The sequence below is a fragment of the Pseudomonas sp. Pseusp88 genome (genome assembly GCF_047303955.1).
Classification (GTDB): domain Bacteria; phylum Pseudomonadota; class Gammaproteobacteria; order Pseudomonadales; family Pseudomonadaceae; genus Aquipseudomonas.
The window spans coordinates 1-26,997 of record NZ_JBGLYM010000044.1; the positions used below are offsets into that span (position 1 = coordinate 1).

26 protein-coding genes and 2 pseudogenes are annotated in these 26,997 nt (G+C 52.4%); 12 read left to right on the plus strand and 16 right to left on the minus strand.

Annotated features, from left to right (window positions below; translation table 11 throughout):
• Window positions 1-457: 457 nt before the first annotated feature.
• The 3 genes from ACCD02_RS29660 to ACCD02_RS29670 all read right to left on the minus strand — a co-directional run bounded on the left by ACCD02_RS29660 (window position 458) and on the right by ACCD02_RS29670 (window position 2,444).
• The gene (locus tag ACCD02_RS29660) at window positions 458-667 is read right to left on the minus strand and encodes a hypothetical protein (RefSeq protein ID WP_413309733.1); all 210 of its coding nucleotides are present in this window, start codon (window positions 665-667) and stop codon (window positions 458-460) included.
• Window positions 668-1,493: 826 nt separating this feature from the next.
• Entirely contained in the window at window positions 1,494-1,808 is a 315-nt protein-coding gene (locus ACCD02_RS29665; RefSeq protein ID WP_413309735.1) for a DUF6957 family protein, read from the minus strand.
• A gap of 288 nt (window positions 1,809-2,096) precedes the next feature.
• The gene (locus tag ACCD02_RS29670; protein ID WP_413309737.1) at window positions 2,097-2,444 is read right to left on the minus strand and encodes a hypothetical protein; all 348 of its coding nucleotides are present in this window, start codon (window positions 2,442-2,444) and stop codon (window positions 2,097-2,099) included.
• Window positions 2,445-2,557: 113 nt separating this feature from the next.
• Between ACCD02_RS29670 and ACCD02_RS29675 the strand changes: the two genes are divergently transcribed.
• The 3 genes from ACCD02_RS29675 to ACCD02_RS29685 are packed head-to-tail and all read left to right on the plus strand — an operon-like array spanning window position 2,558 to window position 5,933.
• Window positions 2,558-4,123 carry a recombinase family protein gene (locus ACCD02_RS29675; RefSeq protein ID WP_413309739.1) on the plus strand — a complete coding sequence of 522 codons (1,566 nt, stop codon included), beginning with the start codon at window positions 2,558-2,560 and terminating at the stop codon, window positions 4,121-4,123.
• Complete coding sequence (locus ACCD02_RS29680) at window positions 4,120-5,031, plus strand: ParB/RepB/Spo0J family partition protein (RefSeq protein ID WP_413309741.1); 912 nt, start codon at window positions 4,120-4,122, stop codon at window positions 5,029-5,031. The genes ACCD02_RS29675 and ACCD02_RS29680 overlap by 4 nt, the downstream gene beginning before the upstream one ends.
• Complete coding sequence (locus ACCD02_RS29685) at window positions 5,031-5,933, plus strand: plasmid partitioning protein RepB C-terminal domain-containing protein (RefSeq protein ID WP_413309743.1); 903 nt, start codon at window positions 5,031-5,033, stop codon at window positions 5,931-5,933. The genes ACCD02_RS29680 and ACCD02_RS29685 overlap by 1 nt, the downstream gene beginning before the upstream one ends.
• A 185-nt stretch (window positions 5,934-6,118) precedes the next feature.
• Here the strand turns inward: ACCD02_RS29685 and ACCD02_RS29690 are convergent, their stop codons facing one another.
• Entirely contained in the window at window positions 6,119-6,484 is a 366-nt protein-coding gene (locus ACCD02_RS29690) for a histone-like nucleoid-structuring protein, MvaT/MvaU family (protein WP_413309745.1), read from the minus strand.
• A 449-nt stretch (window positions 6,485-6,933) separates the two neighbouring features.
• Entirely contained in the window at window positions 6,934-7,185 is a 252-nt protein-coding gene (locus ACCD02_RS29695; protein ID WP_413309747.1) for a DUF1652 domain-containing protein, read from the minus strand.
• A 422-nt stretch (window positions 7,186-7,607) separates the two neighbouring features.
• Here ACCD02_RS29695 and ACCD02_RS29700 point away from each other — a divergent pair, with 422 nt between their 5' ends.
• A complete protein-coding gene (locus ACCD02_RS29700) occupies window positions 7,608-10,205 on the plus strand; it encodes an AAA family ATPase (RefSeq protein ID WP_413309749.1) in 2,598 nt (865 codons plus the stop codon).
• A 92-nt stretch (window positions 10,206-10,297) separates the two neighbouring features.
• Here ACCD02_RS29700 and ACCD02_RS29705 read toward each other — a convergent pair whose 3' ends face one another.
• Window positions 10,298-10,429 (minus strand): hypothetical protein, encoded by a 132-nt coding sequence (locus tag ACCD02_RS29705; RefSeq protein WP_413309751.1) that lies wholly within the window; start codon window positions 10,427-10,429, stop codon window positions 10,298-10,300.
• A gap of 42 nt (window positions 10,430-10,471) precedes the next feature.
• Between ACCD02_RS29705 and ACCD02_RS29710 the strand changes: the two genes are divergently transcribed.
• Complete coding sequence (locus ACCD02_RS29710; RefSeq protein ID WP_413309753.1) at window positions 10,472-10,654, plus strand: hypothetical protein; 183 nt, start codon at window positions 10,472-10,474, stop codon at window positions 10,652-10,654.
• Window positions 10,655-10,716: 62 nt separating this feature from the next.
• Here ACCD02_RS29710 and ACCD02_RS29715 read toward each other — a convergent pair whose 3' ends face one another.
• The 5 genes and pseudogenes from ACCD02_RS29715 to ACCD02_RS29735 all read right to left on the minus strand — a co-directional run bounded on the left by ACCD02_RS29715 (window position 10,717) and on the right by ACCD02_RS29735 (window position 14,862).
• A complete protein-coding gene (locus tag ACCD02_RS29715) occupies window positions 10,717-11,730 on the minus strand; it encodes a diguanylate cyclase (RefSeq protein ID WP_413309754.1) in 1,014 nt (337 codons plus the stop codon).
• A 140-nt stretch (window positions 11,731-11,870) separates the two neighbouring features.
• Window positions 11,871-12,212: a hypothetical protein gene (locus tag ACCD02_RS29720; RefSeq protein WP_413309756.1), complete on the minus strand. Its 342-nt coding sequence runs from the start codon at window positions 12,210-12,212 to the stop codon at window positions 11,871-11,873.
• 394 nt (window positions 12,213-12,606) lie between these two features.
• Window positions 12,607-13,470, minus strand: a complete 864-nt coding sequence (locus tag ACCD02_RS29725; RefSeq protein WP_413309791.1) for a methyl-accepting chemotaxis protein — start codon at window positions 13,468-13,470, stop codon at window positions 12,607-12,609.
• Window positions 13,462-14,238, minus strand: a pseudogene (locus ACCD02_RS29730) (CHASE3 domain-containing protein); the annotation flags it as partial. The gene ACCD02_RS29725 and the pseudogene ACCD02_RS29730, both read right to left, overlap by 9 nt.
• 480 nt (window positions 14,239-14,718) lie before the next feature.
• Window positions 14,719-14,862, minus strand: coding sequence for a hypothetical protein (locus tag ACCD02_RS29735; protein ID WP_413309758.1), 144 nt, complete (start codon window positions 14,860-14,862; stop codon window positions 14,719-14,721).
• Between the two features lie 227 nt (window positions 14,863-15,089).
• On the opposite strand from ACCD02_RS29735, the gene ACCD02_RS29740 reads away from it, so the two are divergent.
• The 4 genes from ACCD02_RS29740 (at window position 15,090) to ACCD02_RS29755 (ending at window position 18,135) form a co-directional block, all read left to right on the plus strand.
• The gene (locus ACCD02_RS29740) at window positions 15,090-15,632 is read left to right on the plus strand and encodes a DUF3833 domain-containing protein (RefSeq protein ID WP_413309760.1); all 543 of its coding nucleotides are present in this window, start codon (window positions 15,090-15,092) and stop codon (window positions 15,630-15,632) included.
• Complete coding sequence (locus tag ACCD02_RS29745) at window positions 15,629-16,339, plus strand: SDR family NAD(P)-dependent oxidoreductase (RefSeq protein WP_413309762.1); 711 nt, start codon at window positions 15,629-15,631, stop codon at window positions 16,337-16,339. Before ACCD02_RS29740 ends, ACCD02_RS29745 begins: the two co-directional genes overlap by 4 nt.
• Window positions 16,340-16,353: 14 nt before the next feature.
• On the plus strand, window positions 16,354-16,656 hold the full coding sequence (locus ACCD02_RS29750) for a DUF6482 family protein (protein WP_413309764.1): 303 nt from the start codon (window positions 16,354-16,356) through the stop codon (window positions 16,654-16,656).
• A 216-nt stretch (window positions 16,657-16,872) separates the two neighbouring features.
• Window positions 16,873-18,135 (plus strand): diguanylate cyclase, encoded by a 1,263-nt coding sequence (locus ACCD02_RS29755; protein ID WP_413309766.1) that lies wholly within the window; start codon window positions 16,873-16,875, stop codon window positions 18,133-18,135.
• 174 nt (window positions 18,136-18,309) lie between these two features.
• On the opposite strand, the gene ACCD02_RS29760 is transcribed toward ACCD02_RS29755, so the two are convergent.
• Window positions 18,310-19,848 (minus strand): cryptochrome/photolyase family protein, encoded by a 1,539-nt coding sequence (locus tag ACCD02_RS29760; protein WP_413309768.1) that lies wholly within the window; start codon window positions 19,846-19,848, stop codon window positions 18,310-18,312.
• 461 nt (window positions 19,849-20,309) lie between these two features.
• The gene (locus ACCD02_RS29765) at window positions 20,310-21,917 is read right to left on the minus strand and encodes an inorganic phosphate transporter (RefSeq protein ID WP_413309770.1); all 1,608 of its coding nucleotides are present in this window, start codon (window positions 21,915-21,917) and stop codon (window positions 20,310-20,312) included.
• Window positions 21,918-22,245: 328 nt separating this feature from the next.
• On the opposite strand from ACCD02_RS29765, the gene ACCD02_RS29770 reads away from it, so the two are divergent.
• Both ACCD02_RS29770 and ACCD02_RS29775 read left to right on the plus strand, forming a co-directional pair.
• Window positions 22,246-22,488, plus strand: a complete 243-nt coding sequence (locus ACCD02_RS29770) for a hypothetical protein (protein ID WP_413309772.1) — start codon at window positions 22,246-22,248, stop codon at window positions 22,486-22,488.
• Between the two features lie 184 nt (window positions 22,489-22,672).
• Window positions 22,673-22,931 (plus strand): annotated as a pseudogene (locus ACCD02_RS29775) (hypothetical protein).
• A 1,139-nt stretch (window positions 22,932-24,070) separates the two neighbouring features.
• On the opposite strand, the gene ACCD02_RS29780 reads toward ACCD02_RS29775, so the two are convergent.
• The 3 genes from ACCD02_RS29780 to ACCD02_RS29790 all read right to left on the minus strand — a co-directional run bounded on the left by ACCD02_RS29780 (window position 24,071) and on the right by ACCD02_RS29790 (window position 26,116).
• Complete coding sequence (locus ACCD02_RS29780) at window positions 24,071-24,433, minus strand: hypothetical protein (protein WP_413309774.1); 363 nt, start codon at window positions 24,431-24,433, stop codon at window positions 24,071-24,073.
• Window positions 24,433-25,167: a metallophosphoesterase gene (locus tag ACCD02_RS29785; RefSeq protein ID WP_413309776.1), complete on the minus strand. Its 735-nt coding sequence runs from the start codon at window positions 25,165-25,167 to the stop codon at window positions 24,433-24,435. The genes ACCD02_RS29780 and ACCD02_RS29785 overlap by 1 nt, the downstream gene beginning before the upstream one ends.
• 583 nt (window positions 25,168-25,750) lie before the next feature.
• Window positions 25,751-26,116: a hypothetical protein gene (locus tag ACCD02_RS29790; RefSeq protein ID WP_413309777.1), complete on the minus strand. Its 366-nt coding sequence runs from the start codon at window positions 26,114-26,116 to the stop codon at window positions 25,751-25,753.
• A gap of 405 nt (window positions 26,117-26,521) precedes the next feature.
• On the opposite strand from ACCD02_RS29790, the gene ACCD02_RS29795 reads away from it, so the two are divergent.
• Window positions 26,522-26,989, plus strand: a complete 468-nt coding sequence (locus ACCD02_RS29795; RefSeq protein ID WP_413309779.1) for a helix-turn-helix domain-containing protein — start codon at window positions 26,522-26,524, stop codon at window positions 26,987-26,989.
• Window positions 26,990-26,997: the final 8 nt, after the last annotated feature.

Sequence of the window (26,997 nt, forward strand, 5' to 3'; positions counted from 1 at the left end):
ACCGATTGACGGAACAGAGGGGCCAACGAAAACGCAGTAGCCATTTCAGATCTCCTGAATTTCCAAGTGATTTAAGACGCCACCCGATTTCGGGTCGCATGGACGGAAATCTAAGGGCTACACAATAAGTTTCAAGGGCCTCAAAGATAAAAATTTCATCGCTACTGCGCAGCGCTTAGAACCGATGGTTAGAGCTGAGGGCGTGAATATAACATACCGAACTACCCTTACTCCTTAGACACATACTTGCAACGTATGCGTCTCATCTTCTGATTTCATAACTTTCCTTATTCGATATCGGTATAAATCGGCAAGATATGATTATGAAGAGTCGCGACTATCAGGCATAAAAACGCTGAGACCGTTCTAAAGAGGGTAGTGCCAAATGACTAATTTGATAATGCTCGTGGCGGCACGAATACCAATCTCATTCGAAACATAGATAATGCCAGTCAAATTATTTGCTGGCCATATGGCTCGCAAGACGCCCTCTTAATACCTCAAGCCGCTGAATTAACCCCATATTTAAATGAGTTAATAACTCAATGTGACTAACATTATCCTGTGCCTCTTTGCACAGCGCTTCAGCAAACTCCTCTAAAAAATGCTGAGAAGAGTCAAGCGGTAGAGGCATCCCCAAACATTCAAATATATAATCGATATCCATGCGCCGCGTTCCTATCGTAAATAGAATAGATCATAGCATTGCATGCTGAAAATGCTTAAAATTAGCTGATCAAAGGTCGTCAGGTGTACATAAGAGATACATGTTTGCGTGCGGCCTACAGGAAACCTGTTTCTTATATAGACATCCTGTTCAGGACTTGTCCACACGATCGATACTCATTGTGTAAACCATCTTTCATGCCGCGACGCTCACCCACAGCATTGCGTCGAAACGCTATCGCGTAGCTTAAGTAGCGCACGTAAGGCTGACGGTTGGCTTACCCGCCGGTCAGCCGTGCAATTTAAACCTCTTACTACAGACCCGCTCCCTATTCAATGGCAGATACTTTGATGCTGACGCAGAGAAAGGCCGAACACCCCGACCTTCCCTGCGGCCTCCACTCGTCAAAACGCTATCTGGGCCATCTTCACTTAGCCATCTCGCTCTGCGCGTAGCTATTGCCTGCAAGTCGATCGGATTTGATGGCGCGTATTTTTTCGCTTGGATATAGGTCAGCGTGTCACCCAAAGGCCCACGCTGCGAAGCTTCACATTCACGCCTCCATCCCTACCCCAGGCCCGACCTCCGAGTCGTAGCCGAAGCTTTGGAACGCGGTAAAGCAGCACCTCGAATTCGCTATGGTGCAGGTTGTAGAGGCGCTCTGGCCGATTGCGAAAATACGGGTAAAGCTCGCTTTATGCGTCCGCAAAATCCACGACTATGAGGCTGCATATACCGTAGGCCTGCTGGAGTGCATCAGAGGTTACAAAAAAACTGGAAAGAGTATCCATTTTGATTTTCGTAGAAGAACCCGTACGCTCTCAGATCAGAACAACAAGCTCAGAGAATCGAATTGCGCTCGCTTACGCCGACCAGAGCCTAGAAGGACGTACACAGTGTTCTTTGTGATAAAGAATAGTCCTTCGTGCCGCTCAGTCAGAAACGATGTTCGTACGCCCCTACCAAGTCTGAACTTATCTCGGCTGTCATGCACTATCCCGCCGGCGAGCAAGAGAGCTGGTAGTTCTCCTAGAGCGGCCATTCCTTCTTTGATCAAGGCTGAAGCTGAGAACTCTATCCAGCACATTCCCTCCCTGACGATGCAGAAGCTGCGCTCCGGGAAACGTTCTTTGACCCGCATAAGGGCATCTGGAAGCGTTGCGTTTAGCTTAAATTCAATCAAATCGGCGCGGCGGGAGCCAATGCTCAAGGGTATTATGGGCAGGAAGGCAACCCAAGACTAAGCAACTTGCTTTGTTACACCTAGCTGGCCTAGACATCGTCTTTGTATTTATCAGGAACGTCCAGCACGAATACGCGAAAAAACCATGCTGCACCGGTGCAACCTTTAACTCCCCAACAACGATAGAACTGCCCTGGCGTCGCCCCAGAACCAAGACCATCTGACTTAGCTTTTACCCCCCACTTCTCATGTATCCTCATTGCGGATGCACAAATCTATCCCTTCTATGGCCGACAATAGCCTCTGTTTGAGAATAGGAAGCTCTGACGCAGTGACGGCATAAGGCCTTTCTGCCATTCCAAGAAGCGCGGCAAGGGCGAGGTCAGAGTGTTTGACCAATGCGACCAAATGCTCACCTCGGGGCCCGCAGCTGCCCGCCATCCAGTTCTTGACCGTCTTCTCGTTAGCATTCGTCCAACGCATCAAAACTTTGGTGGCTTGGTGTGTTTGCCCAAGCTCAGCATGGAGTGCTTTCGCGATGGCGTCGGCGTATTGCTTTTGTGACAGAAAAGAATTGCCCGTTTTCGTGAACATTTTTCTCTCCTTGGTCTTCTACCTTCTTTCTAGAGCTACTCCGATAAACGCAGTCACTGATCGTCAGCCCTGGCTCAGCCATAGATACCTCCGATCAGGCGAGGAAGTCGTCGATGCATACATCCAGTGGCCTGGAAAATGCGCAAAGCGGATCGAGCCCTGCCCTTGCCGCAGCCTATGTCCGCATGTCAACGGAGCATCAGCAATACTCAACCGAGAACCAACTGGACACCATACGCCTCTATGCAGTGACGCATGATCTCGACATCGTCAAGGTTTACACAGACGCAGGAAAGAGTGGCCTACGGCTGGAAGGACGTGACGCTCTGAAACAGTTATTTTCAGACGTTGAGAATGGCATCGCAGAATACTGCACCGTGCTTGTATACGACGTGAGCCGGTGGGGCAGATTTCAAGATCCAGATGTTAGTGCAAGCTACGAGGTACGCTGCCGCCAAGCAGGTGTTACCGTCCAATATTGTGCGGAGCAATTCGTAAATGATGGGTCGCCAGTCTCCAATATCGTGAAAAGCGTGAAACGAATGATGGCCGGCGAATACAGCCGTGAGCTTTCTGTGAAGGTGTTTGCGGGCCAGTCACGGCTCATTGAGCTAGGGTATCGCCAAGGTGGCACAGCAGGGTTTGGCCTGAGGCGGCTATTGGTGGACGGCAACGGCTTTCCGAAAAATGAACTCTCCTTCGGCGAACATAAAAGCATCCAGACTGACCGAGTGATCCTAGTGCCTGGCCCTGAAAGAGAGGTCGAAATAGTCCAATGGATCTATCGATTGTTCGTTGAGGACAGCAGAAGCGAACGTGAGATAGCAGACTGGCTGAACGCTCAGGGAATTGATAATGGTTATTCCCGTCCTTGGTCGAGAGGCACAGTTCACCAGGTACTGATTAACGAAAAATACGTAGGTAACAATGTCTGGAACCATAACTCATTTAAGCTAAAACAAACGCGGATAAAAAACCTACCGGAAGAATGGATTCGAGCAAATGGAGCGTTTAGCCCCATAGTTAATACTATTATATTTAAAGCCGCGCAATCAATCATTCAAACACGGTCGTATCGCATGCCTGACACCGAGATGCTGGAAAAGCTGAAAAGTATCTATCTACATCGAGGTTTCTTGTCAGGATTAGTGATAGATGAATCCGAGGATTGCCCGTCGAGCAGTGCATATCAACGTCGATTTGGTAGTTTGCTCCGCTGCTATTCTATGGTTGGTTATTCACCCGCTCGCGACTACCGTTATATAGAAGCTAACAGGAGACTTCGTCAAATGTTTCCCGTATTGCTCCAGCAAACGATCATGAAAATTTCTGACGTCGGCGGTAATGTAATAGTGGATCCGAACTCAGATCTTATGTTAGTTAATCAGGAAGTACTCGTTTCTCTAGTGTTATCCCGCTGCCATGTATCTTCTACTGGTCAAAAGCGATGGAGTATTCGCTTTGATCACAGTCTGAATCCTGATATCACCATTGCGGTTCGGATGAAGGAACAGGAGGAAGCTGCCTTGGACTACTACATTTTGCCGATGATCGACGTGGCATACGCTCGAATGTGCCTGGCAGAAAATAATCAAGCATGCTGGGAAATTTATCGCTTCGATAATCTGGATATTCTTGCAGAGTTATCTCGTCGGCGTGGTTATAGGAGCGCAGCATGACAGTAATCCAAAACCCTCGCAGAACGCTTATGCATGTCGCAGAAGAGACAACAGTTCGTCTCATCCCGATAGACAGTATTAGAGTGCTCAATCCAAGGATGCGCAACAAGCAAGTGTTTGCTAGGCTAGTCGAAAATATTTCAGCATTGGGACTCAAACGTCCAATCACTGTCGCGCCTACTTCGACAGGCACAGAAGCCTTTGAAATAGTCTGCGGCCAAGGTCGTTTTGAAGCATTCCAGGCTTTGGGGGAAAAGCAGATTCCCTGCATAGTGATCAGTGCAAGTGAGGCTGATCGCTACCTCATAGGGTTAGTAGAAAATTTGGCACGTCGCAAGCACTCAAATCGCGAACTACTCTCCTCGATCCAAATTTTGTCAGACCGTGGCTATACGTGTCAGCAGATCGCTAATAAAACCTGCTTGGATAGCGGTTATATCCAAGGAATTCTCGTACTACTGCGCCAAGGTGAGGAGCGACTTATAGCAGCGGTCGAAAAGGGATGGTTATCTATAAAGCTGGCCATTGAGATTGCACGAGCTAAGGACACAGAAGTCCAGCAAGCAATGATAGAGGCTTACGAGACCGGTGTACTTAAAGGCGAACAGCTAATGAAAGTACGCCGGCTGATCGATAGGCGAAAAACGTTTGGTAAACGGTATGGCCATCAATCTGTTCATCCCGAAAAAACCACGCCTCAGAAGCTCCTGCACGCCTACCAGACGGAGGTAAGGCGTCAAAAATTGATGATCAAAAAATCGGACATCAATGAACAACGTTTACTCATTATAGTTACAGCGATGCGTAAACTACTGGCTGATGACTATTTCGGTACATTGCTCCGTGGCGAGGGTATCCCCGATATGCCTAAACCATTGGCAGATAGAATTTTTGGGGAGACATCATAATGGCCGAGATAAAGCAGGCATTCGAGTCCGATGTAATTGCAATTTCATTGCAGCGAATTCTTCCCTCGCGCAAGGTCGATCAACTCATGCCGGGGAGTAAAAAATATGCAAGCATCTTGAGCTCTATTAAAGAACTAGGGGTTGTTGAACCATTAGTGGTTCATCCATTACAGGCCAGTGCCGACGAAACACCTACATACATACTTTTAGATGGCCACCTTCGTTTCGAGGCACTAAAAACACTTGGCGCTACTAGCGCCCTGTGCATCATATCAACTGATGATGAAGGGTTTACCTACAACAGACAGATCAACCGTTTGACGCCAATCCAAGAGCACAAAATGATTATATCGGCCCTAAAAAAGGGTATTGAGGCCTCTCGTATTGCAACGGTACTAGGAGTCAATGTTGACAGAGTACACGAACGAGAAAACTTATTAAAAGGTATCGCGCCTGAAGTAGCAGAAATGTTAAGAGTGCGGATGGTGTCACAGGACGTATTTCGCTCCTTACGTCAAATGAAACCAATTAGACAAATTGAAACGGTCGAAATGATGATTTCAGCGAATTGTTTCACTAAAAATTACGCTCGAATGGTTCTGGCCGCATCAAGACCAGAAATGCTAGTTCAACAAAAGAAAAAACCAAATGATGTGAGCCCGGTCGACATTGCCAGAATGGAGCGAGAAATGGAAAACTTGCAGCATGATTACAAACAAGTCGAAGACACTCTCGGCGAGACCATGTTGGTTTTAGTGGTGGCTAAAGGTTATCTTGTGCGCTTACTACGAAATGAAACCATCGCTGCTTACCTGACTCAATATTATTCAGATTTACTTGAAGAGCTCGTCTCTATCATGGAAGCAGTTACCACTGACGCCCGGCAGTTAGAGCGTGAATAACGTGCTTATTTTTATTTGGCTAGAATATGATCAGAAGCGTTTGACTATCTTGAATCTCTGATGTCATCGTCTCATCTAAGGCACTTACGATTAAGCCTATTCTAGACCCACGCTACAACGACATGAGACTTGAATGACAGGCTGCCGGTGAAAGCCACCCCGATGAGGAGTGGCCACGTTGCTTACTAAGCGAGCCAGCTCTCAACCACGTCAGCGCCATGCTCAGCCTTCCAAGCTTTCAGCGTCTTATGATTCCCGCCCTTCGTTTCAACCACCTCATCTGTATGAGGATTTTTGTAGATCTTAAGCACCCTAGCTCGACGTGTACCCTTTTCCGGCTTAGCGGCTGGTGCCGACTTACCAGCAAGCTGTGGGTCGATGACGTTGATAACATCACGCAGGCCGTAGCCGTATTCGTCGAGAAGCGAACGCAGTTTGCTCTCAAACTCCATCTCAGTTTTCAGGCCCGAATCGTCTTTCATCGCTTCCAGCTCAGCGAGCTGAGCGGCCAGTTGCTGTTCGAGTTTGCGGTATTCGGCGAGACGAGACATGTGCATTCCTAAGTCAATTGAGAGATTTCACCATTTATATTAAGCGATCATACAACACAGGTCACTACAATATATCTGTAGCCATACTGATACCTCATAGCCTATGACTACACAAATAGAAGCAGTCGACTGAGCCTCGTCAACGCTCACTAGAAGCCGGCATGCGGATGACGAAAATTAGAAATATCCGCAATCAACTTCCACTGCTGTCACAATTTTTATTCTGATGATGGAGATTTGAAGGTCGGTATCAGTATCGATCTCGGCAATCGGGGTGGAGCCCGATCCAATGTGCTCTCAGCATTGGGAGGGCTGATGCCCTCCCTCTGTCAGCAACTTATTGGTTGAAGTTAGCACGGCGAGCGTGTCACGGAAGGTGGAACACGAGGGTAGCGTTCGATCTACGCCAGATATCAGCCTGGAGTATGGTGCAGCGGCCTCGTTTACGCTCAAGCCTGCAGGCGCTGCTGAATCGAGACCTGCCCCATTCTCATTTCTTCTTTAAGCTCGCCAACCAAGCCCGCGATAGCGCGACTGGTGGAGAATCTGCTGAAGTCGATACCAGTGACGGTAAATGCATCGATCTCTTCAACACTGCCGATCCGGATTGTCATGGTGTGGTCGGGCTGGATGCTGCAAACGCATTTCTTTGGCAAGAATGCATTTTCAACGATGTGACGGAGTTCAAGGGTAGAGATCATTTCTGCGACTCATGAATGTAGACATCCCCGAAGGTTCAGGGAATGCGGGATAGCCAATTACGCTACAACCTTTTGACGCCAAATTCACGCCCCCCCCCCCGACGAGCAACCGAGGCGTATTTCGTGCGAGGCGCGGCGCAGTGGTGCGCGATTGTGTGTTTGAAATTTCTATCAGGTGCACACGACCTCAGCATAGAGAATGGGCTATGAGTTCAATGGAGGCAGCGCTCAACGCAAACCCCAAACTAAAGCGCGTGAATCAACGCTTCGGACAAACGATGAGTCCTTTTTCTACTTTATAACCGTGCCCTAACAGGCCGCGCTAGAGCTATGGGGTATTAACAGACCCTGTAGTGGCCAATTAATACCGAAAATCCAGTTTACGCCTACGCTCACAAATTCCTTTTTGAAGCGAGCGCATCATGTCGACGATTGAGATAGCACCAGTAGTAGCTGATGATTTTGAGACATGGTTAAACGGGCGCCCGAAGTGGCTGCAGACCGCCGCTCGAATGCTCATAGACTCGAAGCGGCAGTTGAACCAGGATGAAGTTAAAGCGCTAGCTAGGCTTTGCAAGCTCGAAGCTAAGGATGAAGCTGATCCTGGATTTCAGACCGTAATCCCCGGCACGTTATCGCAGGTTGCCAATAGGCCGTTGCTGCGGATTGAAGAGATCCTGGATGTGCATGGGTTGAACGCAATCAAAGCTGGCGCTCACCTACCCTTCGGTAAAAGCAATCTCTCGGTGATCTATGGACAAAATGGAACCGGCAAGAGCGGATTTGCTAGGCTGCTAAAGGAGATCTGCGGGTCACGATCCAAAGACGAGATACGCAGTAATGTCTTCGACCCAATACCTACTCCGTGCCGTGCTCATTTCAAAGTGTCAATTGACGGCAAGCCGGTTGATGTTCACTGGGAGATCCCTAGCGGGCCTCACAAGGCTTTACGACATGCACAGGTCTTCGACAGCAAGGCGGCTCAGCAGTATATGGGCAGGACTGAGGCATGCTATGAGCCCAGCCGTATGAAGTTCGTATCGGCCCTGATCACCACAGCAGACGCCGTCAGTGCAGAGCTTACGGGAGAAAAAGCATTACTCAGCAAAGCTTTACCTGCCATTCCAGAGAGCCTAAATCACACAGCGGAAGCGAAATGGCTACAGGGCCTGAAAGCTACGACTACTCCTGCGAGCATTGATAAAGAATGTCTGTATACCGACCAGCTTGACCAGGAGCGTATAGAGAGCGAAGCCTTGCTTGCAGAGAAAGACATTGCTGGTCGCGTTTTGGCCATCAACAAAGAAAAAACCGCGCTGAAAAGTATCGAAATAGCGATGTCTATGCTTCAACTTGGCCTGAATGATACGACAGCGGGCGAACTAGAAAGCCTGAAAAATACCGCCGTCAAGGCAAGGAACACTTGCGAAGAGGCGGCTGCAGCCATCTTTGGAAAAGCAGAGCTTGAGGGCGTCGGCTCAGCGACCTGGCAGAAAATGTGGGAGCAAGCGCGTGCCTACTCCACCGGTACAGCCTACGTCGAAACCGCATTCCCTAACGTTTCAGCTGATTCACGTTGCGTGCTTTGCCACCAAAGCCTCACCGAGGACGCAAAAGCCCGCCTGACGGGGTTTGAGAAGTTTGTGACAGACGGCCTCGAAACGACCGCCAAGACGGCTGAAAATAGCTTTGCTGATCGCAAAAAAAGGCTGCCGATGCTTCCAGGGCAGGCTGACTGGATTGTTCATATGTCCACACTAGGATTTGAAGAAGCCTATGGGCTCACTTGGTTTAGTGTGCTGAAAGCACGGCTTGATCAAATTACACTGGGCAGCCCTGTAGGCACCTTGCAGGCTTTCGACTGGTCGAGCATAAACGAAGCGGCGAAGACCAGGTCTGCAAACCTCATCGAAGAAGAGCTGAGCCTGTCGGCATTGTTAAAAGATGAACATCGCCAGACAATGCAGAGCCGATTACAGCAACTCCAAGCCAAGCAGTGGCTCTCTCAAAACAAGGCATCAATTACTGCTGAAAGGGCTAGGTTGATCGCCGTTGCGGCGATTGATAAAGCTTCGCGCTCAGCCGCCACCAATGCCATGACTACGAAGAAAAACGAGCTGGCGAAGACCGAGCTTGATGCCGGCTATCAAGCTCGATTCCTGGATGAGTTGAAGCGTCTCGGCGGCCACCGCCTTCCAATTGCGCCGCAAAGTAAATCTGGTGGCAAAGGCAAGATCACCTTCGGCTTGAACCTGGTGGGCGCGAATGGCACCCACGGCCTGGACTATATCTTGAGCGAAGGAGAGACTAGGATCGCTGCGCTGGCGGCGTTCCTTGCGGACACTACAGGCTCAAATCAACTGGCCCCATTCATTTTCGATGACCCGATTTCTTCGCTTGATCAGGACTTTGAAGAAAAAGTGGTCGAGCGCCTCGTGGCTTTGTCTCAGACGAGGCAGGTCATTATATTTACACACCGGCTTTCTTTGGTAGCCCAGGTAGAAGCTGTTACCAAAAAGTGGGAGCAGACCCCTGGGATGCCCACCATCAAGCCAACGCTGACGTCACTTCAGCGGCTGGCGAAAACTGCTGGCATCGTCGCGACTGCAAACGCTAGAGACCTTAGGCCGGAAAATGCTGTCCGGGGATTGATCGACAATACGATCACGCGGCTTAAAAAGCATCTGGGGAAGGCTGAGGTCGAGGCGTATGAGTCGCTTGGCAAGACCGCTTGCAGTGACTTCAGAATCATAGTTGAAAAGACGGTCGAGTACATCTTGCTGGCAGATGTCGTAGGGCGCTTCAGGCGTGCAATCAACACTCAGGGCAAGCTGCACAAGGTCGCCAAGGTGACGAATGAAGACTGTGTATTCATTGATGACCTGATGACACGCTACTCGGTGTTTGAGCATGCTCAGTCGGAGGAGTTGCCCAGCAGTGCTCTTGAGCTGGATATCTTCGAGGCCGACGTATTAGCTTTGCAAAAATGGATAACCGAGTTCGGGTCGAGAGCCAGCTAACCAAGCTCGTTGTGCAAGGGTCAGAATCAGGTCGATCCTCCTGATTCTGACTTGCTGCTGATCTCAAGCTGTTGGTCACGTAGCTGCCTCGGTCACGCTTTGAACAAGTCATCTAGCGGCACATAAGCAGCGCCCGTTTCTGCGGCAGCCCTGACTTTGCGCTCGATCACCTCAGCGATGGGTATCCGCCTTCCCAGTGCCTTATAGATGTCCTCGCCGGACATACAGATCGCCTTTCGCCCTCAGTCAAACGCGTGGAGGCCCTCTTGGGTGAACCCGCCAAAGCTGATGAAAACGCCACGCGCCCAGGCAGCCTTTTGATCGAGCTTGCCTTGAAACGTATGGGGTTCGGCTGCCCCTATCGGATCTCTGACCCACTTGGCCTCGATCAAGTACGTTTCGTTTCCAAGCCGAAAGCTTCCGTCTATCTGCTCGCCAACTGTACCTAGAGACCCTTCATTTCCAGGTGGTGCCCAAAGGAAAATTATTCTCGTTTGAGGAAGAACCTCAGTCAGGAAATGCTGCGGACAACTTGATTACGGCCTCCACCCTTGGCTTCGTAGAGCGCCCTGTCTGCTGATAGAAGTAGCTCATCGCCGCTGGACGATTCAGCTGAAGGTTCACTTGCCGCTACTCCTATGCTGACTGTTACTCGACCTCGCTCCACTAAGCGACTCTCGATGTGCGCATCCTCGACAGCCCGCCGAATGTTTTCGGCTATCAAGAGGGCCCCATTCAGATCGGTGTGCGGCAAAATCACCGCAATTTCTTCTCCGCAATATCGGGCGGCCAGATCCGAGCTCCTGCCTTGACACGCGCGAACGAGGGCAGCAACGCGACGTAAACACTCATCACCTGCCGGGTGCCCATAACAGTCGTTGTATTGCTTGAAATGATCAATATCCAAAAGCAGTAGGGATATCGGGGTCTGATTACTTCGAGTCTGGCTTAATGCTATACCTAGCGTCTGATCAAACTGCCGACGGTTGGCCAAGCCTGTGAGCCCATCTTCGGTCGCGAGAATGTGAAGCTGACCATGATCTTGGCGCAGTACGATTTCATCCTTGGCTCGCTTTTCTATATCCCGCATGGTTCTGACGCCGAGATAGAGAATGATGGATAGAGCAGTAAAGGCTGCCAAAAGGGTCAAAAAACAATCTCGCCTCCAGGAAGCGAATATGTAGTCTTCGGTAATACCGACCGACAGGCGAATTGGATAACGCCCGCTAGTGGCGTAGCCGACCATTCGCCGAGTCCCGTCCACCGGTGAATCCAATAGGATGACCCCTCGCGTACTTCCTGCCTGGATCGCATGTGCAACAGTCCCATTTGAAACGTTTACCGCTATAAGATCCGGGCTAAATGGTGTCCTAATCAATTGAACACCATCGTTGCGAGCCAGGCTAACAATTCCGTTTGCACCCAACTCAAAGGATCGAAAAAATTCGAGGAAGCTTTCAATGCGCAGTGTTGCCAGCGCGACGCCAGCAAAAGCCCCGTTCGCGTCTTCGAGACGAAGAGACACCGTGATGATCCATTCGCCTGTCGTACGACTCTGAATCGGCGGGCCTATGTAAGGGGCTAGGCTTTCATGTTTTTTGTGGTATTTGAATTATTCACGATCAGCGTTGTTGCGCTGAGGAGGCTGTGTTGACAGGGTTGTCATCACCCACCGCCCGTCAGCAGCATAAAAAATATACCTTGAATTTCACGCTGCCAGTCCGCTCGGCTCCGGGCGACACTCATCATTCTGGCCAGGTTTTCAGGTGTCTCACCGTCATGGCGATAACGCTCGGCGAGACCGACTAAGATCATGCTGGCGTAAGTGATGGAGCTCTCCGCCGAGCGCAGTACCGAAGAGGACAAGTTCGCTAACTCTGCGCGGCGGGTCGCCTCCAAGTCCTTGTATTGCCCATAGATAAGGCTTCCAGTAAGTGTACCCACTTGTGTCCCGAGTCGGCCGGAGGCGGGCATAAATGATTTAGAGGACGATTGTGGCTTAGCCATATCTAGTCGGCTCAGTTGAAGGCGGGGTGGCGCGGATATAAGTCCCCGACGTTAATGGGTTGCCGGCCGTTGCAGGCGCGCCATGAGCTTTCGATGTTTTCTGAAGGCAAGTCTGCTAAATGTAACGGAACTGGTTCCGGTGGATTGGCCTATGTAAGAGTGTGGGCATTCCGGTAGGCAAAAAAAGCCCGCGATGGGGGCGGGCTAGTGGTGATGGATCACAGAGCTGTAACCACATATTATTGGCTTGTGAAAGAATCGTGAACGCTACCCGCTCACCGATCAAGCAAGGTTCGCGGCTCATCTGTTTTCAAAGGCGAATTATCCAATAACGGCAGCTCGATCTTTTTGTCGAAACAATGGGATTCTGCCTATCAGTAAGCCCCCGCTCATCCTAGAGCACGAATACACCGACTTGCTGTTCGAGATTCTGTGCGAGCTGCTGCAGAGATCGAGCGGTCTCACTGGTTTGCTCTATCGCCTGGCTGTTTTGCTGAGACATTTGAGCAATGCGTTCCACGTTGCGCGCCACATCTTGGCTGGCAGCGCTCTGCTCTCTCAACGCTAAAGATATTTGATCAACAACCCGAACCACATTACCCGATGACTCTCGGATGTTAACGATGGCCTCGCCAGCCTGCTGGGCCAACTCGACTCCGTTTTTCACCTGATCGACACCAACATCCATATTACCGACTGCATCCTGAGTGCCTGCCTGGATCTTCTTCACCATTTCGGTGATTTCCTGCGTTGAATTGGCAGTGCGTTGAGCCAGTAGCCGCACTTCATCGGCAACAACAGCAAATCCTCGCCCCTGTTCTCCAGCACGTGCAGCCTCGATGGCAGCATTGAGAGCCAGCAGGTTGGTCTGTTCGGCAATGCCCTTGATGACGCTGACGATGCTGGATATTTGCTCCGCATGCTGGTCAAGCTCTGCAATCTGGCTCGCCGATCCCTGCACGGTGTCAGCGATCAGACGCATGCTGGCAAGAGTGTCCTGGATTACGCTGCCACCCTCTGTCGACTGGCGTCCGGATTCGCTGGACAGGGCGTGGGCATCTGCAGCGTTATCTGCCACGTGGTTGATGCTCACTGTCAGCTCTTCAACCGTAGCAGCCATGGACGAAGCAGAATGAGATTGCTCCTGTGCTGATGCAGAGAGCTGAAGCGAGGCGCTTGAAATACTCTGCGATGCGCTCACTAACTGCTCGGCACCGAACTTGATTTGGCTGATCATGGCCCGCAGACGCTCTTGCATGGCAGAGAAAGCCTGCAACAGGTTACTGACCTCATCTCGGCCATCGACAGCAATTACGCTGTCCAGACGACCCTCGGCAATAGCCTTAGCCACTTCAACCGCTTGGCGAATGCGCCCGACGAGTGCATTCGATAACGACCAAGCAACTACCATGGCAAGCACTGCAGCCAATACTCCGCCACCGATCAGGATAGAGAACGCGCTAGCCTTGGCATCACCCATGTCCTGCGCACGTGTCTCCTGAAGACGCTTTTCCGCTTGGCGCAAATCACTGATGATCTTGCGCATAGCGTCCATCTTTGCCTTATCACGACCTGCGCCAATCTGTTCGGCCATAGCAGTTGCCGGCTGACTGCCAGTGTTGATCGCTCGACGCAACGCGAGGTTTTCCTGAACATCGCCTTGCATCCATTGCTGGTAAAGAGTGTTGAGTTGCTCAAGCCTCGCTTGCTGCTCGGGATTATCTCCGGTGCTGTTCTTGATTTGTCCATAGTAGTCACTGAACGCTTTTTCACCCTGCTGCAACGGCTCTAGAAATGCATCCCGTCCAGTCAGGGCATAGCCGCGCATGCCAGTTTCGATGTTTATCAGATTACGCAGCATGGCGTCAGATTGGCCCAAAACTTCATAGCTATGGATGTTACTTTTGACGCTGCTGCTGACCTGATCAAAACCGCGCAGCGCTGACAATACCAGCACCAGAATAATTAACAGGACGACGCCGAAACCGGCATAGAGCTTTTGTGAAATGCTCAGATTGGAAAACATACGAAGGCGGCTCCTAACCGTGGACTGAAGGCTTCACAGACGCTCGCCTTAACGAAGCACAGTGATGGCTAAATAATGCCAAAATGGCATGCCCCCTTCGGACTTTTCTTGTACAAGAAAAGTTCAACGTATAGATATTTTTCTTGCGCGGCCCAACAGGCAGGCCTAACCTCTAGTAGAGAACGCGGGCAGGCAGCAGCGCATGGAGCGATAGCTGGTGAGCAGGAGTTAACGGATTTCATTGCCGTCCATCAAAAGTTAGCGGCGTTCAAAAAAGCAGCTGGCGATGTGGATGACACCAACGATCGACCGAGCCTTATCGGCCCCCTCGAAAGGGCTATGCCGCAATCCGCAAGAGCAGCGCCAATCCCAAGATAATCTCAGTCGCAGTAACGGCCTCTTTCAAGAGTCGTACCCGCCGCGTGACAAGCCGGTGTAACTCTTCGGACAAGGAAATCAGCTCAGACCAACCATTGCCGGTTAAGGAAGGTCGTCCTCCCCTCCCAAGCAGGCGTTACGCGCAGTGGCCTGGCGGTCGTAACGACCGATGGCTTTCTGGCGCCGAAGGAATACAAACCCCGCTACAGACAAGGCAAAGCTGAAAACCATCAAAAAAACCAGCATTCGACCCCTCCTCCACTACGGCACCAAATACGCCTCGCAGCCTTCCGCCGAGCGTTAAACACGCATCTAGCCTCACCCCTCGCCAAACCGCGCACTTATCAAGAAGGCGTGCTGGATACCTGGCCGCCAGAAATCACAGCAAATAAACATGTACACAAGCACACTCTTGTACAACTATAGCGGGCAAGACTTCAATTCCTTGAGCGCGTTGATAAGGGAGAAAGGGCATGACCCGCCTGTTCGCTTCGATTGCCCTGGTGCTCACTCTATCCAGCTGTTCGAGCGTGGATGTAAATCATTATGCAGCTCAACAGCCAAGGTTCGCCCTGGAGGAGTTCTTCGACAAGCCCGTCAAAGCCTGGGGGATATTTCAGAAGCGATCAGGTGAAGTCGCCAAGCGCTTTGAAGTCAACATTGTCAGCCGACGCGAGGGTGATGCCTTGGTGCTCGAAGAACATTTTTTATACAGTGATGGGACTCGGCAGCAGCGTGTGTGGACGCTGACTCCAGACGGTGCGGGGCACTGGCGCGGCAGCGCTAACGATGTGGTGGGTGAGGCAACGGGAGAGCTGGCAGGCAATGCATTCCATTGGCGGTATATCCTCAACCTGCCCGTTGATGATTCGACATATGAAGTGAGCGTTGACGATTGGATGTATCTCATGGACGAGGATACGGTGATAAATCGGTCAAGCATGTCTAAATTTGGCGTGGAGTTCGGCCAAGTGACATTGTTTTTCAGGCACCAGTCTGCGGGGCAGGCAAAATGAATAACTCATTCACTATGGCCTCCCTAGACGATGGTTACCGAGCCTTGGTGATCGGCTCCAGTGGATCACTCGGCTCGGCCTTTTGTGATCAGCTTAAAGCCGATCCTCGCTGCCTGAATGTCCGTGAACTGGGGCGAAAGAGTGTTCCTCTACTCGACCTGGAGAATCCCGAGAGTATTTCCAGAGCAGCCTCAGAATTGGCACATGAAGCGCCATATCAACTGATCATGCATGCTGCAGGCCTGCTCCATCGGGACTCAATCAAACCCGAGAAAAGCTACAGCGCAATTGAAGACGATGCACTCAGAGCCGTTTTCCAAGTTAATACTCTCGGGCCTGCTCTGGTGCTACGTCACTTCTTGCCCTTGCTCGATCGCCAAGGTGCGATGGCTGTTATGTCCGCCAAAGTCGGCAGTATTGGTGATAATCATCTGGGTGGCTGGTACGCCTATCGCGCCTCCAAGGCAGCCCTGAATATGCTGATTAAAACGGCGGCGATCGAACTGGCGCGAACCCGTCCTCAGGCACGGTTGTTGAGCCTGCATCCAGGTACTGTCATCTCAGGGCTGTCACAACCCTTTCGCGGTGCTTCTGCAGCCAGACCAGCAGCCCTTGCCGCACTTGAACTGTTAACACTTATTGACCGCCTGACACCGGATGACTCCGGCAGTTTTTTTGCTTATGACGGCGAACGCTTACCTTGGTAGGCGAGGAGTAAAGGTTGAACTTACAAAAGCTGACCACACTGGCCAACAATGGCGAAATACAAGAACTTGAACTGCTGTCACTGGTAGGCGGGTTTTATCTGGCACAAGTCAGTCTGGATTACGGCCAGTTCATTTTGCTGGACGATGCAGCAAAGCCTATGCACCTTCGCTCCGTAAGCCACCTCCGTGGACTATTACAGGCCGTCCCGCCCTTTCCCTGCGTTCTCGTTCAGCAATGCGCTCATGACGAAATGTGCGGCCAGCGTGAGGAGGTTATCGAGGTGCTACGAACGCCGTTCTCGCTGGCGATGTCTTAGCCGTCCGATACAGCGTAAGCGAAGGTGCCTATCACAGGACATACCCATAGCCCCTACAGACCGATCAACCGTGTTTCTAAGCTCTAGTCATCAGACGGGCAGGAATCACCTAACCGGGCTTGGTCGGATCAGAGCCAGAGCGATATTCGGCAATGGCAATTGATAGGCGTCCCGCTCGTGGCGCGATTGGATGACATATCTCTGACAGGAAATCATATGGCCTTCCCTAGTCAGCGCTTGGCGCTGCTTGAATCAGTTGTTGAACAGTCGTTCGACGCCGTGTTGATCACAGACGCCGATTTTACAAGCGGTGGCCCATTCATCGTATATGTCAATCCACAGTTCTGTGCCATGACCGGGTATTCGACTGACGAGCTCATAGGCCGTTCGCCGCAAATGTTTCAGGGCGCAGAAACTAACCCCGACGTTATTGCTCATCTACGCCAATGTGTGCGCAACGGCCTGTTCTTTGAGGGCTCGACGATCAATTATCGAGCAGACGGCAGCACCTATATCGTCGAATGGCGCATTTCGCCCGTACGCGATGAAAGGGGCACCATTCGCCATTTCGTATCAGTGCAAAGAAACATCAGCCGTCAGATTCAGGTCGAACAGGATAAACATCTGCTAGGACAAGCCCTGAACGCCGCTCTTGAGGCGATCTTTGTCACCGACCGCGACGCCAATGTAGTATTCGCCAATGAGGCCTTCCAAAAACTCACGGGCTACTGCGCCATCGAGATCATCGGCCAAACCCCGCGTATCCTCAGCTCTGGCAAGCATGACGAGCTTTTTTATGCAAGACTCAGTGAGACACTTGATAGCGGCAAGTCAGCGCGCATGCAATTCCTGAACAAGCGCAAGGACGGCACGGTTTTTCATGCCGAATACAGCATTTCACCCTTGTTGAGCCCAGAGGGTGAAGTTACCCACTATGTCAGCATTGTCCAGGATGTCACCGAGCGTCTGGGCCGCGAGCAAAAACTCATAAAAATCGCCCGCAGTGACCCCCTGACAGGCTTATATAATCGGCGCGCAGCTGAGCACGCTCTTGAACGACAAATAAATATGGCGCAGGTCTCGGGTAAATCATTCAGCCTCATTATTGGCGATATTGACCATTTCAAGTCGATTAATGACCAATACGGCCATCCCGCTGGCGACGACGTATTAAAGAACGTCGCCAACATCCTTATCCACCGCATCCGAAAACGCGATATCGCTGTTCGATGGGGCGGGGAAGAATTTGTGGTGCTCGCGCCCGATAGCTCCCTCCAACAGGCATCTGAATTGGCTGAACGCATCCGCAAAGGCGTAGAGAGCCTGGCACTGGAGGGCATTGATTCAGTGACGATCTCTCTAGGCGTAGCAGAACTCGCGAATGGAGAAACTTCAGCAAGCCTTATTCAGCGAGCAGATAGCGCGCTTTATCAGGCAAAGCGCAGCGGTCGCAACCGTATAGCGCATGCAAAGCCATAAGAACTTCAGAGACCTCGTGCCCCAACTCCCCCCATAGCGCCTAAGCGGCGTTAAGCCAGCTTGGTGGCATTGAGGCCGCTACGAGATCTTGTCACGCGAAGGTCAGGCTAGCCTGTTCCAACGCAAGGTGGCCGAACGCAGCAGCCATAGGTCTTGCCACATGATTACGTTTGATCAAAAAGACTCACCAGCATCCAGTTTGGAAAGCAGCTCCTGACCACGCTGCCAGAGCGCTTGCTGCTTTGACTCAGGCATACGGTCGAGATTTTTGTAAGTCATGCCCATGCGTTGATTGCCGCGTAAGAGCTCGCCGTGACGCATCAGAAAATGCCAATAGAGGGCGCTAAAGGGACAGGCGTCATCCGTCGTGCTTTCGCTCACTTTATAGAGGCAGCCACGACAGTAGTCAGACATGCGCTTTATGTACTGACCACTGGCACAGTAGGGTTTTGAGCCGAGAAAACCGCCGTCGGCATGCATCACCATACCCAGTGTATTGGGCAGCTCGACCCAGTCGAACGCATCCATATAGATAGCCAGGTACCACTCGCATATCTGCACCGGCGCGATGCCGGCAAGCAGCGCGAAGTTACCGGTTACCATCAGCCGCTGGATGTGATGAGCGTAGGCGTATTCTAGGCTTTGACCGATCGCCTGGCGCATGCAGTTCATCCTGGTTTCCCCCGTCCAGTAAAACTCTGGAAGCGGCCTCATGTTGCCGAAGAGATTGCCATTGGCATAATCCGGCATCTTCAACCAGTACACACCACGCACGTATTCACGCCATCCAATCAATTGCCGTATAAAGCCTTCGGCAGCGTTGACGGCAATCTTGCCCGACCAGTACGCAGCCACCACATCGCTGCATAACTCGCGTACATCTAACAGGCCGATGTTAAGTGCAGCGCTGATACGAGCATGAAACAGAAAGGGTTCGTCAGTGGCCATCGCATCCTGATAGTCACCGAAAGCGGCCAAGCCAAAGTCCAGAAAGTAATTCCAAAGCGCCTGGGCATCAATGTGAGTCACCGGATAATCAAAACCATCCAGGGATCCATAGTGGCTGGTGAAGTATTGGCCTACCAGTGCGAGTACATCACGTGTAATCGGGTCTGCCGAAAAGCGCGCCGGGTATGGAGCAATCACGCCCTTGGGCAGCGCCTTGCGATTTTCTGCATCGAAGTTCCAGGTGCCTCCAACGGGACTGCCATCAGCATTGATCAACAGCCCCGTCTTACGGCGGATCTCGCGGTAAAAGAACTCCATTCTCAGGTGCTTTTTGCCGCTGGCCCACGCCGAAAAGTCGGTACGGGAACAAAGAAAGCGATCATCGCAATGCCACTGGATCGGTAAACCGCACTCTTTGAGCGATTGCTCAAGACGCCAGTCGCCGCATTCTGTCAGGTGCAGCTCGTCCGGCTGCAGCAACGCATGCCAACGTCTTAACTCGCTCGGTACCGACCCTGTGTTTTGCGGATCATCAAGAGCAACGTACTGCACACGAGTGCCGCGCTGCTCAAGGCCATGTGCGAAATGCCGCATCGCGCTAAAGACCAAAGCTATTTTTTGTGGGTGATGAGGTACATGACTGGCCTCCTCCATCACCTCCACAAGCAGCACTGTGTCGTACTCCGTATTCAGGCCCTTCAGTGAGGACAGATCGAAGGATAATTGGTCACCCAAGACTAGGCAAAGCCGGTGAGTCGTATTCATTAGGCAGCGCACTTGCAAATTAGGAGCCGTAGTCACAGCCCAGAAAGTATTGTCAGATAAGTCTCGTAGATTATCTGTGAGGAGAATCCAATGCGAACTTTCTGGCGTCGCCGCCAATAGGCTGCAACCGACCGAAACGGAGCGATCACTTCTCGCATGGATAACCTCTAGGATCTGGGATCACGCACTGGACAAGCTTTGCGTCCATGCATTCGTGGGTGTAATCAAAGACCCAAGGATCAGCCCACCCATCGGCAGTGAACACCGGCACGCATATCTAGTGAATTGATTTTTTTGCAGCATTAGTCGACTCAAGGAGCTCGTCGCTTTCGCCCATGCCTTGAAGGTGGATGTGTGCAGCAACCATCTTTGATCGTACAAACAAACGCCTCGCGCAACGCCGTACTGATTGCCTGGTCGTCTAGGGTCGTCACTGTCGCAGGTGGGCTGGTCAGCCTCCCCTAGAAGATCGAGTGGAACAGCCAGAAAAGTGCAGCCGACAGCGCCATAGCGGCAGGCAAAGTAAATACCCAGGCCAGCATCAGGTTGCGCACAGTAGCCATTTTCAGTCCGCTCCCATTGGCCGCCATGGCCCCGGCGACGCCCGAAGACAGCACATGGGTGGTGGACACCGGAAGTCCGAAGGCGTCGGCGGCCCCGATGGTTGCCATGGTGACAAGCTCTGCACTCGCACCTTGGGCATAGGTCAGGTGCGCCTTACCGATCCGTTCTCCGACAGTAATGACGATGCGGCGCCAGCCCACCAGAGTGCCAAGGCCCAACGCAATGGCTACTGCGATCTTGACCCAGAACGGAATGAAACGCGTGGCTTCGTCTATCTGACGCTTGAATTCTTTGACGTTGGTACGGGTGTCAGCAGAAAAATCATCCAGGTGCTGGGTGCCGAGCAGGCGGATGCTCTCCGAGGTCAGAAACATATCGTTGCGCACGTTGGTCATGGCTTGAGCCGGGACTTTGGCCAGGGTGCCATAGTTCTTCACCTCTTCAGCAATAATCCCGGTGACTGCAGCAAGTGCAGGCAGCGTGTCGGGGCTAGCTTTGCGGGTACGCACATACTCCATCAATGCCGTGCGCGGATCTTCGACCTTGCGCCCCTGCACGGCCTCGGTCAGCCCCTGATGGGTGACCTGAGCCACGGCGACGAACTGGGTAGTCTGGGTCACTGGTACCGCGCGATCCAGCGCGTACGCCATGGGTAGCGTGCCCACCAGGATCAGCATGATCAGCCCCATGCCCTTTTGCCCGTCGTTGGAACCGTGGGCAAACGACACACCACTACACGTCAGAATCAGCAGACCACGAATCCAGGGCGGTGGTGGGCTGTTGCCTTTGGGTTCCCGGTACAACTCCTTCTGCTTGACCAAGGCCTTCAGCAGAAACAGCAGTCCCGCAGCGCAAACAAACCCTATCAGCGGCGAAAGCAGCAATGCATAGGCCACTTTGGACACCTGCGACCAGTCCACGCTGTCGGCAGCAGAACGCCCTTGAAGCCAGGCATTAGCCAAACCAACGCCCAGAATCGATCCGATCAAAGTATGCGATGAAGGCGCCGGCAGCCCCAGCCACCATGTGCCCAGGTTCCAGATAATGGCCGCGATCAACAAGGCAAAAATCATGGCAAAACCGTTTGCCGATCCAACCTGCAAAATCATGTCGACTGGAAGCAGTGCAATGATGCTGAAGGCGACGGCACCACTGGATGCCAGCACACCGCTGAAGTTACAGAAGCCCGACCAGACCACCGCGACATTGGCCGGCAACGAGTGGGTGTAAATCACCGTGGCCACAGCGTTAGCGGTGTCGTGGAAACCGTTGACGAACTCGAAGCCCAGAGCAATGATCAGCGCAAGACCGAGCAGACCGTAGGGCAACCAGGTAGTAGCGACTGCGCCAGCCTCATCGACATCTTCGAAGATGCCCCAGCCGCTGACAATTACGCCAATGGCAAGCAGGATGACGAATAGGACAATGCTGCGCGGTGTGAGTGCATGATCCAGCTTGGGGCGCGATGGGTGCAGCGATTCTGTGTGAGTGGCTGAATTATTCACGTTGTTTGCTCAGCTCAAGATGAGCCTCCAACGTAGTCAGCACTCATGACGCTTTTCTTACAAAAGACGGTCACCAGTCTGTTAACACTGGCCTTTAGACTGACGGTGCTAAGACAGCTGACGACAGAGGCTTGCCCGCTGCCACTTTTTGGCGAAATACTGCTCCGCGCGAAGGCAGGCAGTCCTGGAAACACATCAATTGTTCCAGGCTTCATTGCCAATTGCAGTCACTAAGCTACTGTCATATGTCAGTTTCGAGACAGTGCATGCGCATCCCATCTTTAATCTGCACGGCATAGGCCGTGATAACCGAGACACGGAGGTTTTAGTGAATTCGTCGCTCGACCAGCTCAGGAACCAGATAAAGAACGCTGAGCCCATCCTGAAAGCCCTTGATGATGAGATGGAAAAAATTCAGTTCGATCCCCTCCTCCAGTCCAGCATCGACGCCGCCAACGCAAAGATCGGGCGGGTTATTGAGACACTTCTCGTAGACTTCAAAGCCAACCCCATTTTGGCGTCACTGGCCGGGGAGCTTAAATCTCAATACCTTGAAGGTATCCAGGAGTAGGTCGCTGCCGCCCAAATGGCCGGTTGAGATCAGTCCAAACCACCCGACCACCTACGTCAGCGCTACGGCGTGTAGTCAGAGCAGGTAGCGTTGGCATCCGGCCTGATTGTTCAAACATACCCACGGCGAAACCTGCCCTCGTCTGACTACTCCTGGCGGACGCTATTTTGTTGTCAAATGACAACTGTGGCGTTGCACTAATCCGTCGCTGAACGAAGAGGAACGCCAGCGTTTGGTGAATGACCTTATGGCTGCGCCTCGGGCAGTAGAAGCGGCAAAGGCTTCAGGTGATCCAGGTGAGCTAAAGGTGGCCGGCGAGTGTTCAGGCTGCCAAGGTAGCGCTTGGGGAGCGAGGCCCAGTCTGGTGGGAGGACGGCGCTCCGGATCTGAACCAGCGCAAGGTGATCGACACGCCCTATGCAGATTGGTACCGAGGCCTCTGATCCTTTAGCTGGAAGAAACCCCGGCCGGCTAACGACTACAAATTCTGGCTATCACTCGGAGCGACGGCTAAGGACTCATTTTAAGGGCTACATTATAGCCCAAGGTCACCGGCAAAGTGCCCGTCAATCACAGCCCCTGAAGCGCGAGAAACGCTGATAAGGTGCCACTGCAACACAACGTACAGATGTTCCCTCATAAGTGCTCTTAACGACACAAAAAACGTCGGATCACTAGGAACCAACTGACCACTCAGATTCAAAGCCTTCTGAAGCGCTTCGACTCCCTCGATACCGATATCCCCAGCATGTAAACGCTCACACGAAGACTGTCCAGGGAGCCGTTTGTAGCTCATTACTGCACTCACAATGATGTCGCGAACGCGTTCCGCAGACATGACTCTCTGCGCGGTTTTCCAGATTTCCGACTTCAATTCGTAATTCATCCTCACCCCAAATCGGACGCACTAATCCGTAGCAGCGCCGTGTTAGCGACAAATTTTTTGTCTTTAGGAATTTCAATTTGTAGCCAAAGAGAAGGCGGCGGCTTTGCCGCCGAAGAACGATCGCCCCTGCCCCATGAGGACGGCCAGTCGCCGTTTGGTCTGTTAATCCCCCAACAGCAAAGCGAAGATCATCAGCCAAGGCCAAAGCAAAACAGCCAACGCAGGCGGTGCGGGATCACCAAAATTTCGCCGCCCGTGAGATCCAAGCTTTTTCCTTTGCCCTCAAATATAAAACTCCGTCGTCGTTTAAATTTTTCAAGGGGGTGGGGGTGAAAGCTTGTCGCAAATATATAAATATTGTCTCTTTTAGGTAAGTTTGTACGCTACTGCCCGGGATATGTCCGACGGCGCGCAGCATTAGGCTGGGCGGAGGTGACGGTGCCGAACGCTCAGGTCTGCTCTCGAAAGCAGTAATCTGGTCGGTACGATCCGAGGGGAATAGCACCGTCCCCAGCCTCTTCGTACAACGACATGACCGCAACCGTGCGAACCAGGCGACCATCTTTGAAGCGACCCTGGCGATCCATGTAGACCCTTCCGATCACACAGGGGAATTCCGCCTCTGGCATCCATAGGTAGGCAGTGATGGGCTCGGCAAATTTGACCGTGGACGCCTTTAAGATAAGCGCTGGCCATTCAATCGCGGTCGCCATCACTACCTCTCTCTTCACGGAGTTCGGAAACGATCACGTAATGGTCAGACGCAGCTACGGCACGTAGTAGTTGAAAGCCACCCTGCGTGGATACGTGCTCTACAGCGGGCGTCGCGACCGTCACGCCGTCACCAGCTCTGCCCGAGCGATCACAGAAAACAGTGGCTGCGTATCTATCCCCCACCCGACCGGCATCCATGAGATAGGCATCGACAAGAACACCCCAGTCATAGGTCATAGCACGCTCGACTTCTGCTGGTAACGGCGCTTGGCCGGCCGCCGTCCGTGCAATGCGTGAGGTGATTTTGGGCGATCCAATCATTCGTTTCAAAACATCGATGCTCATCAGATTTGTATTTCGAACAGGGGATCAAAGCCCGTTTGCTCTCGCGGGTATCCCCGAGGGTTTGAGACGACCCGACAGCCAGCTAGCTCAACATCTACTGCCTGATGCGTATGACCGAATACCCACAGATCTGCCTTTTCGATAAGCCCCGGCCAGTCATTCGTATACGCGGCGTTAAGGTGGCCGTCATGCTTGGTACCCACCACTGCGGGCGATGGTGAGTGATGGGTTATGACGATCGTTTTGCCTTCAAAAGGCTGGGCAAGCTGCTCAGCCAGCCACGCCTTGGCTACATGGTTGCGAGTGACGAGGTCATCGGGTCTAAGGCGTCGGTACCCCGCATCAGCCCGGATGTAGTTGAAGTCGTTCATCCATTGCCAAGCCATTTTGCTCGCGGCGACCTGATCGCCCGTTGAGGAAAAGTCCGTCCATGCCGCGGTGCCCAAGATGCGGGTGCCGTTGATGATGAGGGACTGATTCTCCAGAACGTGTACATGGCTTCCTGCAGCATCTCGCATTTTGCGCAAAGTCCGGTCGATGTGCCCATCGTAGTACTCGTGGTTGCCGCTGATGTAAGCGACCTTGCACCGGAACGTTTCATTGGCCCATTTTACTCCGCGAGCTTTCTTATCGATGTCCCCGGCGAGAATCACCAGGTCGACGTCGGGATCGAGGGCCGGCGGGTCAAAGCGGTGAAATTCGTTATGCAGGTCTGAGTAAATTCGTAGCTTCATCGCTCGGTCACTTATTAGTTTGCTGTGTTTCAAGGTGGTTTAGAGGTTGCACGGTGTGAGTATTTGCTCACCTGTTTGACCACCTCGCCGGCACCGTTAGGGGCTTTGCCGTTTCCGAATACGCTTGATAGTTCATGCGGCCTTTAACGGCTTTGCTTGCGGGGTTCATGGCCCAAATGCCTAATGGCGTACTCCAGAAAATCGTGGGCTCAGTCCGTCCGGTGCCCACTCGCAAACAACGTATGAGCTGCCATTGCTCGTTTCGACGACGTGGTATCCGTGGCTCTCGAACCGTCGACGTAGCAAAGACGTCCGAACAGTCGCCCCATCTCGAAAACGCCCGCGTTGTTCTTGGTAAACCACACCTACCAGGCAGTTGATTTCGTGATCCACACTCGCGCAGCACATGTAAGCGGTGGCCGAAAATTCAAACTGCACGGCTATAGCACGTTGGATGCACGCGGGAATCGAGCTCGACTTGACCTCCGCGGCGGTCTGCAAGCTGTTCAAGGATTTATAGTCTGTAGTTATAGCAATTCACTCTATCTGTCCCAGCGTGATGTCCTGAGTTGATGACCTGTGTTCAATGAACTTCAAAAAACGGCCTGATAGCAGCGTTTTCAAAGTAATGGTGGGCCACCACGAACAACCCGCCCGTGTCGGCCTCCACCACCAGGTACCCGTTGCGGTGAAACCGTCTCACTACTGGCGGCGTATGAGCTGGCAGACCCGGGGGTAAGAGGCTTATGCGATTACAGAAGATCAACCCGGTCATTCGCGGCGGTCGATACAGCGCGCATAAAAGAAACCCCACTACGTCATCCTCTGGTATCGCCGCTTTCGATTTTTTAATCACCGTTGGTAGCCTGTTGAAGGTCAGGTCTCTAATCGTCGATCCGAAGGTTTTGACCATGAATGCCGAAGGGTCTGGGAATGCTGGGTTGTTCACTGGTGGCCCCTCACAAAAATCCAGGCCTCTCGGCACGCGACGCTGCTCTGTTCGCTGCACACCGATTCCGGAGACCACCGCTATCGACTTCGCGCTTTGAGCTCTTCATCCAGTTCCGAGGCCGCCTCTGCAGCTGATTGCCAATACCCGAACGTAACCTCTGCTGGCCTGGTTTCTACAGCTTGCCTAGGGCTGGAGGAGAAAAATCACAATCGACGGTTTAGGGCTAAATTGATATCTGGTAGAGAGATGTCGCCCTGAGCCGCTGCCCTCACCCGCCTGCCTGAACCCACCCTGAGGCAGGTTCAGCCACGTGGGCACGTCGTAACTGTACGACTACTATATACGGTAGAGTGTTACGGCACAACATGGCTACATCCTCGGTTTTGAGGAATGCCTGTGTCGATGAAGGTACCTTTAGCCGCGATCCTTCGCGCGCTGCGAGCTCACAAAGGGTTGACCCAGGAGTCAATTCCCGGGGGGAGCAATCGTCAGTACCTAAGTCAGCTTGAGCACGGTAAGTCGAGCCCCACTTTGGACAAGCTGCAGGACTTATCAGAGGCATACGGGGCGTCTCCCCTGTTGCTGGTCGGCGCAGCCACGCTCATCCAGGAAGGCATGACCGTTGATACGCTCGTAGAGAGATTTACAGAACAGATGCGCGAACTGGATGCCGCCGGCACACTCGTAGCAGCTCGGTCAGAGTTGGACGACAATGGGCTACGCAGCAGGCCGGCCGGCCGGGTGATTGATCGAGATCTGAAGGCCTCGATTCAGGAGTGCAAAGCCCAGGGCTTGAGCCAGGCGCAGACGTCTCAGAATCTGGGTGTGAATAAGATGACGGTCAGCCGGTACTGGCGCGAGTCTGAATGATCCTCCCG